This window comes from Paenibacillus wuxiensis (assembly GCF_040195695.1).
GTDB classification, from domain to species: domain Bacteria; phylum Bacillota; class Bacilli; order Paenibacillales; family Paenibacillaceae; genus Paenibacillus_B; species Paenibacillus_B suaedae.
The window spans coordinates 26,256-38,267 of the sequence record NZ_JBEFZI010000017.1 but is presented as its reverse complement, the minus strand read 5'-3'; the positions used below and the strand labels follow the sequence as shown (position 1 = coordinate 38,267).

10 protein-coding genes are annotated in these 12,012 nt (G+C 49.5%); 6 read left to right on the top strand and 4 right to left on the bottom strand.

Annotated elements, in window-relative coordinates:
• Positions 1–91 precede the first annotated feature (91 nt).
• The gene (locus ABN764_RS27595; RefSeq protein ID WP_021259752.1) at positions 92–592 is read left to right on the top strand and encodes a YwhD family protein; all 501 of its coding nucleotides are present in this window, start codon (positions 92–94) and stop codon (positions 590–592) included.
• A 103-nt stretch (positions 593–695) separates the two neighbouring features.
• Here ABN764_RS27595 and ABN764_RS27590 read toward each other — a convergent pair whose 3' ends face one another.
• Both ABN764_RS27590 and ABN764_RS27585 read right to left on the bottom strand, forming a co-directional pair.
• Positions 696–1,904 carry an NAD(P)-dependent malic enzyme gene (locus ABN764_RS27590; protein WP_446673715.1) on the bottom strand — a complete coding sequence of 403 codons (1,209 nt, stop codon included), beginning with the start codon at positions 1,902–1,904 and terminating at the stop codon, positions 696–698.
• A 186-nt stretch (positions 1,905–2,090) separates the two neighbouring features.
• Entirely contained in the window at positions 2,091–2,975 is an 885-nt protein-coding gene (locus ABN764_RS27585) for a LysR family transcriptional regulator (protein ID WP_021253452.1), read from the bottom strand.
• 250 nt (positions 2,976–3,225) lie between these two features.
• Between ABN764_RS27585 and ABN764_RS27580 the strand changes: the two genes are divergently transcribed.
• Complete coding sequence (locus ABN764_RS27580; protein WP_161627129.1) at positions 3,226–3,378, top strand: RAxF-45 family protein; 153 nt, start codon at positions 3,226–3,228, stop codon at positions 3,376–3,378.
• A gap of 90 nt (positions 3,379–3,468) precedes the next feature.
• Complete coding sequence (abc-f, locus tag ABN764_RS27575; RefSeq protein ID WP_446673714.1) at positions 3,469–5,451, top strand: ribosomal protection-like ABC-F family protein; 1,983 nt, start codon at positions 3,469–3,471, stop codon at positions 5,449–5,451.
• 210 nt (positions 5,452–5,661) lie between these two features.
• Here the strand turns inward: abc-f and ABN764_RS27570 are convergent, their stop codons facing one another.
• The gene (locus ABN764_RS27570) at positions 5,662–7,731 is read right to left on the bottom strand and encodes a transglycosylase domain-containing protein (protein ID WP_446673713.1); all 2,070 of its coding nucleotides are present in this window, start codon (positions 7,729–7,731) and stop codon (positions 5,662–5,664) included.
• 397 nt (positions 7,732–8,128) lie between these two features.
• Between ABN764_RS27570 and speE the strand changes: the two genes are divergently transcribed.
• The 3 genes from speE (at position 8,129) to ABN764_RS27555 (ending at position 10,978) form a co-directional block, all read left to right on the top strand.
• Complete coding sequence (gene speE, locus ABN764_RS27565) at positions 8,129–8,956, top strand: polyamine aminopropyltransferase (protein ID WP_446673712.1); 828 nt, start codon at positions 8,129–8,131, stop codon at positions 8,954–8,956.
• Positions 8,957–8,987: 31 nt separating this feature from the next.
• On the top strand, positions 8,988–9,857 hold the full coding sequence (gene speB, locus ABN764_RS27560) for an agmatinase (RefSeq protein ID WP_021253448.1): 870 nt from the start codon (positions 8,988–8,990) through the stop codon (positions 9,855–9,857).
• Between the two features lie 158 nt (positions 9,858–10,015).
• Positions 10,016–10,978, top strand: a complete 963-nt coding sequence (locus ABN764_RS27555) for an alpha/beta hydrolase (RefSeq protein WP_446673744.1) — start codon at positions 10,016–10,018, stop codon at positions 10,976–10,978.
• Between the two features lie 68 nt (positions 10,979–11,046).
• Here the strand turns inward: ABN764_RS27555 and mraY are convergent, their stop codons facing one another.
• Positions 11,047–12,009, bottom strand: a complete 963-nt coding sequence (gene mraY / locus ABN764_RS27550; protein WP_036590830.1) for a phospho-N-acetylmuramoyl-pentapeptide-transferase — start codon at positions 12,007–12,009, stop codon at positions 11,047–11,049.
• Between the last annotated feature and the right edge of the window lie 3 nt (positions 12,010–12,012).

The window sequence follows — 12,012 nt, the reverse complement described above, 5'->3', positions numbered from 1 at the left end:
ATCTACAGCATGTATATGTTGGCTTTTTGCAGATTATTAGCTAAAATGAAAATGATTTTGAGTACGTGGTAAGGAAGGAGCGCATGACGAAATGGAATCTTCAGATAAGAAAGTAAAGAAGCCGCTGGCATTGAACGTAATGAGCAGTGGTAAGCATAAAGGATTCGGTTCGGGTAGTATCGATCTGAACAACGTGTCGCCCGTCATCATCGATGAAGGAACGGCGTACATCGATCTAGGCGCGATGCATGCGAAGAGTAAGGTGGAGCGTGGAATTAAGTTCTCTACGAATAAAGAGGATGTTCCGAATGGCCGCCAATGCTGGATCGTATGGGTGGCAGTCGATCGTTCTGCGGAAGGTGCGTTCTACGGCGGCTTGGCTGCTTGTGAAATGCTGATCGACACGGAGGCGAAGCGCGGCTGGAAGATGCTCGCAGACCACGTCAATCGGATGGACTATGCAATGAAGCGCCGCGTGCTCGTCGAAGAGCTGAATACAGAAGACAAGGCAGCGCTGCGTGAGCTGCTTATGACGCACAATGCTGAGTGGTGGGAGCGTACGCCAGAAGAAGTGAAGGCACAGCTTGCCTAGCATAATCATGTACATCTAAAGAAGGCCGCTATTCCGATCTCGTGATCGGTGCAGCGGCCTTCTATTATTATAGAGATGAGTTCACTCATTACAACAAGGTGACTTAGACGCGATATACAGGCATCTTCTTCACCTGTGCGACTCCTGTTTCGATCGCAACCTGAGCAATCGCAGATGCGACACTAGGCACGACACGCTTATCGAGCGGGTTCGGGATAATATACGTCGGGCTGAGCTCTGCATCGGTAACGATAGCCGCAATACCGCGGGCTGCCGCCAGCTTCATATCATCCGTAATATCTGTAGCACGAACATCGAGTGCGCCGCGGAAGATGCCAGGGAAAGCGAGCAGGTTGTTCACTTGGTTCGGGAAGTCCGAACGACCTGTACATACTACTGCCGCTCCAGCAGCAAGCGCTTCGTCCGGGAAGATCTCCGGCGTTGGATTCGCCATTGCAAATACGATCGGCTTCACATTCATGGAGCGCACATGCTCCTGCGTCAGCACCTTCGGTGCGGATACCCCGATGAATACATCTGCTCCGCATACAACATCGGTCAGCATACCGCGTAGATGTCCGCGATTCGTTGCCTTCGCTATGTCTGCCTGCGCAGGATTCATCCATTCCTCGCCTTCACACACGACACCCTTCAGATCTACTAGGGCAACATGCTGAATGCCTGCCTTCAACAGCAGCTTCGCTATGGCAATGCCAGCAGAGCCGGCGCCGTTGATGACAATGCGTACATCCTCCATCTGCTTGTCTACCACTTTCAGTGCATTGATTAACGCAGAGAGCAGCACGATAGCAGTGCCATGCTGATCGTCATGGAAGACGGGGATATTCGTTTCTTCCTTTAAGCGCCGTTCAATTTCGAAGCAGCGTGGTGCAGATATATCCTCCAAGTTAATACCGGAGAAGGTAGGCTCCATATTTTTGACGATGTTCACGATCTCATCTACACTTTGCGTGGATAGACAGATTGGGAAGGCATCGACATTGCCGAACTGCTTGAAGAGCATGCACTTGCCTTCCATGACCGGCATAGCCGCATAGGGACCAATGTCGCCTAGGCCGAGAACGGCCGAACCGTCTGTCACAACGGCGATCATGTTGCCACGTGACGTATACTCGTTGGCAGCATTCGCATCATTTGCAATCAGGCGGCATGATTCAGCCACCCCTGGTGTATATACAAGGCTCAGATCCTCTGGGGATGTCACCTCAATTTTGCTAGTCACTTCAATCTTGCCGTGCAGCTTCTTATGAAGTTGTAACGACTCTTCTTTGATGTCCAGTGCGACTGGCATACTACAATCAGCTCCCTGTTTATCATTCCAAGGAGACTCGCTGCTGAACATAAGCCCCGCAAGCCCCATGCTACCATTGTGCTACGTTAGTGGGGAAAAGGGAAATACGTTCCGCATATAAGCTAATAAATTTTATTTATAGTAACGAAATGGAAGTTATGTCCTCTGTTATTTATCCGTTCGGCGTTATGCTTCTTGAAGTGGGAGCTGGCGCATGCACTCGATCATGCTGAGGCAGTCTTGCGACAGATGATGTCCTTCCTTCCAGCATAAATAAATATAGAAGTACAACGGATCCTCAAGTGGTATGGCTACAAGACCAGGCATATTTTTGACCGCCATAGAGACGATTAGGGAAATGCCTGCCCCACTGGCTACCATCGACTTAACGGTTTGAATTTCATCTGATTCAAATACAATATTCGGCTTGAATCCGTATGTTCCACAAGCGAGCATCAGTTGTTCATGATGTACATAAGCTTCCGTCAGCACAATAAAATGTTCATGCTTGAGTTCAGCAATGGATATGGACTCTCGAGTCGCGAGTGGGTGAGTGTCAGGCACACACACGTTTAAGTGATCCTCATAGAGCAGCACAGAATGGAGATCGGAGATTGGTTCTTGATCTGCCTGTCCGATAATGCCTAAATCCAGCTTACCCTCTTGCAGCAGCTCTGTTGTAATGCGAGAACCGTACTCGGTTACTTTAAATTGCACATGCGGATACCGCTTCCTTATGTAAGCGAACATGGAAGGGAACAGATAGGCTCCGATAATTGGCGGCAAGCCAAAATGAATGTTGGAGCTGTTATAATTACGAACCTCTACAATAGCTTCATCAATTTCAGACAAAATGTTATCGACTCTGGCTAGAAATAACGCCCCTTGCGGCGTGACATGCACAGCCTTCTCCTTCTTATTGCGTTCGAGCAATTGCACACCTAGAAATTCCTCCAGCCGATTTACAGCGGCTGTAATGCAAGGCTGGGACACATACAGCTGTTCAGCTGCTTTTGTAAAGCTATGCTGTTCAGTAACGGCCTTGAAATATTCAAGTTCCCGCAAATTCATGATGCTTGGTTCCCTCCGATATGATAATCCGATGCGAGTCCTATTCTACAAGAAACGAAGACGTTCATCGATGGATAAAGATTACAAAAGAATGAACTTAGGTATAACCATTGTACATCAAGATGATCCTAAGGGAAGCAAGTAGGGGTTGGGCAGGGTATCCAGCTGTCCCTTTACCGATATTCTAAAATGTGGTAATATATATGAATAACATGTTCTTCGGACTGAAGAACAGGAGGTGAGGTAGGAGATGAATTTCAATACGCCGAACATTCGTATTAGCCAACTGCCAATGGCAATGTTTGGAATTACTCATGATGTAGCTCTTAACGGGATACGTGTGTCCATTTTTACTAATACGAATACGACAATACGGCGTGAAGACTCTCCTGCCTTAACCTGATCGGATTTAGGTTTATTTAGGGCTGTAGGGATTTTTTTTGTTCCAGACCGGGAGGCAGCGTCTTGCTCACGCCCCGAGGGGGATATCGACATGATCATTAGCCTATGGCATGTGAAAAAATATTACGGAGCAAACTTGGTGCTCTCAGATGTGTCATTTGAAGTAAAAGACGGAGAAAAGGTTGGACTGATTGGCCGCAATGGAACGGGGAAGACAACAATTTTGCAGATGCTAAGCGGGACATCCACGCCGGATCAAGGGGATCTGTTTATCCGCAAAGGCGCGACAATTGGATTGCTCGATCAGGTACCTTCTGCCCATGAATCCGCTTCTGTATATGATGTATTGGCTGAGAGTTATGCGGAAGTGCGCCGCCTAGAGCAAGAAATGAAGCAGGTGGAAGTGACCATGTCCGACCCTGCTATCTCTGCAGATGAGAAGAAACTGAACCATATTCTGCAGCAGTATGGACAGATGATGGAGCAATTCGAGCGGGCAGGCGGCTATGAAATGGAGGCCTCAATTCGGCGGATCAGTGCAGGACTCGGGATCGCGGAAGAGCAATATAGCCGCCCCTTCTCCTCGTTATCTGGGGGAGAGAAGACGAAGGTCGGCCTGGCAGCGCTGCTGCTGAGGCAGCCTGACATTCTCCTGCTTGATGAACCAACGAATCATTTGGATATGGCGGCCATCGAATGGCTGGAATCCTTCCTGCTGGCCTATTCGGGAGCAGTTATGATTGTCTCGCATGATCGTTATTTCCTGGATCGAGTTGCAGGCAAAATGATTGAGATCGAAGATGGGGAAGCGATCATTTATCATACGAACTATTCCGGCTATCAGAAGGAGAAGGAAGAACGGCTGCTGCAGCAATTCGCTAGCTATCAAGAGCAGCAGAAGAAGATTAAGAAGATGCAGGATACAATTAAGCAGCTGATCGAATGGGGGAATCGTGCGAATCCGCCGAATCCAGGATTTCATCGCCGGGCAGCATCGATGCAGAAGGCGCTCGATCGTATGGAGAAGCTCAAGCGTCCGATATTGGAGCGGAAGACGATGGATTTGAAGCTGAAGCAGGAGGATCGTTCTGGCAAGCAAGTGCTCGTGCTGGATGGGGTTACGAAGGCATATGGGGAGCGCAAGCTGCTTAGCGGGGTGAGCGGGCTTCTGCTGTACGGCGAGCGTACAGCATTGCTTGGCAGCAATGGTGCTGGGAAGAGCACCTTGATGAAGATGCTGCTTGGCCAGGTTGATCCAGATGGCGGAGATCTCCGAGTCGGTTCGCGTGTGGAGGTTGGCTATTTGGCGCAGGAGGAAGCTCCGCCTTCCGAAAATAAGACGGTTCTTCGATATTTTTGTGAGGAAGTGGCCATGGAAGAGGGAGAGGCTAGGGGAGAACTGGCTAGATTCCTGTTCTATGGAGCGGATGTGTTCAAGCGAATTGCGCAGCTGTCAGGAGGAGAATGGAGCAGACTTCGATTGGCTCTGCTCATGTACCGGAAGCCGAATTTGCTCCTGCTCGATGAGCCAACCAACCATTTGGATATCGACTCCAGAGAAGCATTGGAGGAAGCGTTGGAGAACTTTCCAGGTACACTTCTGGTTATCTCGCATGATCGTTATTTCATTAATCGGGTTGTAAGCAAGCTGTGGGTGCTGGAGCAGGCAAGATTGTCTGTGCATATTGGGAACTATGATGAATGCCGGGATAAGCTGCAGACCTGGATGGATCACTCACGGCAGCTGGGGGTGGTGTCTACTGGTGCACATACGGATGTGAACACGGTAGAGAGGAAGTCGCAGCAGCAAGATTCGAAGGCAGGCGATCCTGCTAAGAGACATGCAGATGACGTGCTTCCAAAGCAAGTGACGCGGAAGGGACAGACTGCACCCCAATGGGAGCGGGACATTGCGCTAGTAGAGGAGCAGCTGCGACAACTGGACGAGGAGATGGCTGCCTTGTCCATGCAGACCGATCAGGAGGTAGATTGGACGCTATTGATGGCCAAGCAGCAAGAACTGCGGCAGCAACTGGAAGAGTTGTATGCTGGGTGGTTATCTATGGAGGAATAGTGGATTTGCCTAGAAATCAACAAACAATGGAATCCGCTGTTCCACAGTGTCAATAACAATGGAATCAGCCCACTAGAAATAGAAAGACGCTTCCTAAACCACTGGATTCGTGGGAAGGGAAGCGTCTTTTTTTCATACGTGTTCCTATCGATATAGGTCATCAAATTGCTGGGACTCCGGGACAGCCTCGTTTCACATAGATACCGTTCCTTAATCCCCCCACCAGCGCTTCAAGTGCTGCCACCACGAACGTTTCTCAAGCTCTTTCGTTGGTCGCTTCTCTTCGTCTTTCCTCTGGTCTGTCGGGGATTGAACATGAAGATCGCACCAAGCGGTGGGCTCGGTTCCACTTACGAATGTCTCCAGACGTTTATTCGGGCAGTTATCTCCTGCGAGCTTCCCAGTATCCGGATCAATATAGACGCTAACTACATTGTCTGGAACGGCAAATATTTTAGGTGGGACGTTGGACAATGCCTGTTCGGTATATTCAGCGAATATAGGCGCTGCCTTATGAGATTCCGTAACGGATATCATTCTGTCCTTGTCATAGCCGACCCAGACGGCAGTTGAGAGTTCCGGCGTATATCCGACGATCCAAGCGTCCGTATCTGTCGTTCCTGTCTTGCCAGCGACAGGGCGTTTCATGCTGGTCGCTACGCGGCTGCCTGTTCCACCGGTTTCGAATACGCTCTCCATCAGGCTGGTGAGCACATACGCATCTGCTGGATTGACTACCTGCTCTTGTTGAATCGGTGGAGCCTCGTATAGGACACTGCCGCCGCTGTCGGTGACCTTCAAGACGGAGCGGGGGATCACACGCTTGCCTTGATTACTGAACACACCGTATGCGGATGCCATCTCCAGTGGACTTACTGGGAATGTACCTAGCGCAAGAGAGGGGAGTGGCTTCATGTCACTGTCGATGCCAAGCCGCCGCGCAAGGGAGATCACCTGCTCAGGGCCAATCTGCATAATGGTACTTACCGCATAAATATTGTCTGACACAGCAATGGCGCGGCGCAGATCAATCTCGCCATAATATTTGCCGCCATAATTACTTGGCTTATATTGCTGTCTGCCATTGTCATATTTAAATGAAGTCGGCTGACTGACGAAGTGAGTCGCCGCTGTGATGGCTCGCTTCTCGAGTGCTGCTAGATAGACCAGCGGCTTGAAGGATGATCCAGGCTGGCGCGTATTGGCGAATACACGATTATACTGATTTAGCCGATAATTCTTGCCGCCAACCATCGCCTTCAAATAGCCGTTGCGTGGATCGATCGAGATAAGAGCAGCCTGCAAATCCCCTTCTGCAGGAATATACTTGGCGACAGCCTGCTCTGCTGCCGCCTGTGCCCGTTTATCCAGTGTTGTATATACACGCAGACCCCCAGCCTCGATTGCTTGATCGGAAATGCCGAGTGAATCGAGCTCCTGCCGGACATAATCGCGGAAATAGGGGGCGACAAGCAGCTCGCTTCGCTCCTCCCTCGGTCGAATGGCCAGCGTTTCATTGTAGGCTTGTTGTGCCTGCTCTTGGGTAATATATCCGGTCTCCACCATGCCCTGAAGCACAACCTTTTGTCTGTCCTTCGCATTTTTCATATTGAAATAGGGAGAATAATAGCTTGGGCCGCGTGGAATGCCTGCAAGAATTGCACTCTCTGCCAGCGTTAGGTCACGAGCCTTCTTGCCAAAATAAAGCTGAGCGGCAGCCTCGATACCGTATGCGCCATGGCCGTAATATACCTGATTCAAATACTGCTCCAAAATATCGTCCTTGCTGTATTTCATCTCCAGTTGAAGTGCATATTGCGCTTCCTTCACCTTGCGAGCCCATGTCCGATCGTGGTTGAGATACAGGTTGCGGGCAAGCTGCTGTGTCAAGGTGCTGGCGCCTTGTTTTTTGGACATTGATTCGATATTGACGAGCATTGCGCGAGCAATTCCTTTGAAATCGATCCCGACATGACGGTAGAATTGCCGATCCTCTGTGGCAATGGTTGCATGAATGACGTCCGGAGCGATATCGGTCAGCGTAACCGGATGCTGCTGCTTCTGCCCGCTTGTTAGTGATGTAAGTTCCGCCCCCTGGCTGTCATAAATGAAGGAGGGCTTCTGCATATCAGACACAGGCAGATCCGTCATATATAGATACCCGAGCAGGATGCCGCAAGCACCTAGAAGGAGCGCGATTGAACCGCTAATGATTTTCAGCCATAGCCGCCACCCGCGCTTCTTCTTTTTCTCAGTCTTTTTGCCGCTTAACCGCTGCATGGCAGCGCCTCCTGTTCGACCGTCATCAGGCCATTTTGTGGTTACCATTCAGTATGGAAAAAGAGGAGGAAGGTTATTCCTTTTTGCTAGAATAAATTCACCGTTCACAAACTGTAAAAGGGTTGAAAACTATGAAAAACAGAATATTCTAGAGCATTTGTCAAAATTTCAAAAATCCAGTGATAAAGCAGCTTTCAGAGCTCTAATAGCTCTGAAAATTGTGCAAACATTCAACTTGACTTCGGAAAATGATTGCATTTTGGGGGGGAACCGATATAATACTTTGTGTTTGGTGCAAAATGGAGATGAAGTGTTACGAATGTTACACATAGGAACCATTACGAGCATTTCGGGAACTAAGCCAACGATACCATGATTATGAAAGAAGGTTGATGTTATGGAATTGTGGTTTACAGAGAAGCAAACGCCTACCTTTGGCATTACGGCAAAAATCCGCGAAACATTCGTGGAGGAGCAAACGCCGTTTCAGCATTTAGCGATGCTGGATACCGAGGAATTTGGACGGATGCTCGTATTGGATGGCATGGTTATGACGACGATCAAAGACGAGTTCGTATACCATGAGATGGTGGCACACCCGGCCCTTGTAACTCATCCGAATCCGAAAAAAGTACTTGTCGTCGGCGGCGGCGACGGCGGAGTTATCCGCGAAATCATGAAGCACCCTGGAGTAGAGAAGGCAGTTCTCGTTGAAATCGACGGCAAAGTCATCGAATACTCCAAGCAGTACTTGCCTGAAATTGCGGGCGAACTGGACAACCCGCGTGTAGAAGTTATCGTGAATGATGGATACATGCATATTTTGAACAGCAAAAATGAATACGACGTTATTATGGTCGACTCCACAGAGCCGGTAGGCCCTGCGGCACCGTTGTTCGAGCGCGGCTTCTACCAAGGCATCTATGATGCTTTGAAGGCAGATGGCCTGTTCGTAGCGCAGACGGATAACCCTTGGTTCAAGGCGGACTTGATCCAGCAGGTGAACCGTGACGTGAAGGAAATCTTCCCGATCGTACGCGTGTACGGTGCGAATATTCCGACCTATCCGAGCGGTCTCTGGACGTTCACAATGGGCAGCAAGCAGCACGATCCGCTGCAAGTGGACGAAGCACAGATTCCAGAAATGGAGACGAAGTACTACTCTTCTCGTCTGCACAAAGCAGCCTTCTGTCTGCCTAAATTTGTAGAGGATCTGTGCAAATAAGATAGTGCAGGAAGAAGGAGGAGCGAAGACAATGAAAATAGATCAAAAATATTCGGGCAATGTGTTCATTTGCAGCTCTGATGATTACGAGGGAGCAAAGGCCGTCATTTATGGCATGCCAATGGATTACACGGTGTCCTTCCGCCCAGGATCGCGCTTCGGCCCAGGCCGTATCCGCGAAGCATCGGTAGGCTTGGAAGAGTACAGCCCGTATCTCGATAGAAGCATTGAGGAATTGAATTACTTCGATGCAGGCGACTTGCTGCTGCCATTCGGCAATGCGGCGAAGAGCCTGGATATCATCGGGGAATTCGTAGGCAAGCTGCTGGGCGATGGGAAGTTCCCAATCGGCCTTGGCGGGGAGCACCTAGTGACATGGCCTGTCCTGCAAGAGGTGTACAAGAAATACCCTGATCTCGCTATTATTCATATTGATGCGCACGCTGACTTGCGGGAGCAGTATGAGGGTGAGCCTTTGTCTCACTCCACACCAATCCGCAAGGCTGCTGAGATGATCGGCGGCAAGAACGTGTACCAGTTCGGCATCCGCTCTGGTTCGCGTGAAGAGTGGACGTATGCTCGCGAGAACATCAATTTCTTCCCGTTCGAAGTAGCTGAGCCTCTGAAGAAGGTTCTGCCTGAGCTGGCTGGCCGTCCGGTCTATGTCACGATCGATATTGACGTGCTTGATCCAAGCTGCGCACCGGGAACAGGAACGGCAGAAGCGGGCGGCATTACGTCGAAGGAATTGCTTGAAGCGGTTCATTCGATTGCCCGTTCGGAAGCCAATATTATTGGATGTGACTTGGTGGAAGTTGCGCCAATCTACGACCCAACCGAGCAAACGCCGATTACGGCGAGCAAAATCATTCGTGAGATGCTGCTCGGGTTCGTAAAGTAATGTAGTCTGTAACAAAGCAGCATCGTCCAAGCGCACGGAATCTGCATGCAGCAGAGGAAGTGCGCTTGTTTTTGTAAGAAGCAGCAAAAGGGCAGGGCTTAGACATGCGTTGCGGTCCCCTTTAAAATATAGAGAAAGGGAGGATGAGAATGAGTAAGATGAAGATTTTACTTATTTCGATCACAACCGTATTCATTATTATCATCGTTGCATTAGGATTCATAGGGAATCATTTTTACAACATAGCGCTTAATCCGGAGACGGAGCGTCCGTTCCTCGACAACAATCCGGATCTTGATCGTGCGGTTCCGACGATGCAAGTAGATGGACTGGAGACGCAAGGAAATGAGGTGGCAAAAGAATGGATCGAAACGAAGCATCACGATGAGGTCACGTTAGCTTCCTTCGATGGTTTGAAGCTGCAGGGCTATGAGTATCGGCAAGAGAATCCCACGAATAGGTGGGCCATTGTCGTTCATGGCTATACGAGCTCCGGTAAGCAGATGTCGTATGCGGTCAAGAGATTCTATGATAAAGGCTATCATGTACTGCTCGTCGACTTACGAGGACATGGAAAGAGCGAGGGCTCCTATATTGGAATGGGCTGGCATGATCGACTAGACATGATGGGTTGGATTCGCCAAATCGTCGAAGCTAACCCCGAGTCTCAAATTGCCCTGTATGGGGTCTCCATGGGAGGAGCGACGGTTATGATGACCTCGGGAGAAGAACTTCCTGCGAATGTCAAGGTGATTGTCGAGGACTGTGGGTACACGTCGGCTTACGATGAATTCAGCTACCAATTGAAACGGCTATTTCATTTGCCTGCCTTCCCGATTATGACGGCTTCCAATGTGGTTGCTAATATTAGAGCCGGTTATGACTTGCAGGATGCCTCTGCCTTGAAGCAAGTAGCAAAGAGCAAGACTCCTATTCTATTCATTCACGGGGATTCCGACATGTTCGTTCCATATGAAATGGTTCATGAGTTATATGATGCGGCAAATGTCGAGAAGGATCTGCTGGTGATCAAGGGTGCAGGACACGGAGGCGCTCATCTTGCTGGAGCGGTATATTGGAATAAAGTATGGGAATTCACAGATAAGTTTATGGCGTCCTAACGAAATGACAAAATGAACAGAAGCCCTGCCGCCTCAAAAGGCTGCGGGGCTTTCGTGTGCAACGACTGTTAAGATAAGAGAAACTTCCAAGCTAACCAGCATATCCCCACTCCGACCCACGAGATGAAGCCAAAGATAACGACGATCTTGTTCTCACTCCAACCGTATTTGAGCGAGTAATGATAGTGGATGGGCGCCATTCGGAACATTCTCAGCTTCGTTCTGCGGTAGTACCATACTTGTAGAATAACAGACAGTTGTTCCGCGAAGTAGACGAAGAAGAGAACCGGAATCAGGATCTCTACCTTCTCGAGTACCGCAAGGAATGACAGGGAGCCGCCGATGGCGAGCGATCCGGTATCCCCCATGAATGCACGCGCAGGATAAATATTATAAATGAACAGCCCAAGCAGACAGGCAATCATGATGAGCGAGAACATCTTCACTTCCATATGATCGGATATGAGAAAGAAGAAGAAATAAGTCGGGATCGACACATTGATAAGCAACCCATCCAGACCATCTGTAAAGTTAATCGCATTTGCCGAACCTACCACGAACAGTACCATAATTGGCACATACACGAGTAGAGGAAGATCGAGCGTTAGCCCGCCCCCAAGCACAATGGTCGTACTGACGTCAAAATGTTGAATGAGTACGTACAACAGAACTCCGGTAAAGGAGAATTGGAAGACAAGCTTCGCTTTGCCCGATATCCCGGAGGGATCCTGGAATACGGCCTTCTTCAAGTCATCCATTAGACCAACGGAACCGAATAGCAGAAACGTCGCTGCCAGAAACATCGTCATTGGCGATGGGTGATAGGAGACAGAGGTAATTACACCGATAATCAGAATAAGGCCGGCCATCAGCGGTGTGCCGCGCTTAGCTTGATGATCAGGCGGAAGCTCGGCTCGAATTGGCTGCGTCAGCTTCAGTGTCCGCAATCCCCAGATGAGCAGTGGGGTCAATGCGGCAACGAGCAGGAAGGACACACTCGAAATGCCTAATAAGGAAGGGTTCACAGACATTCA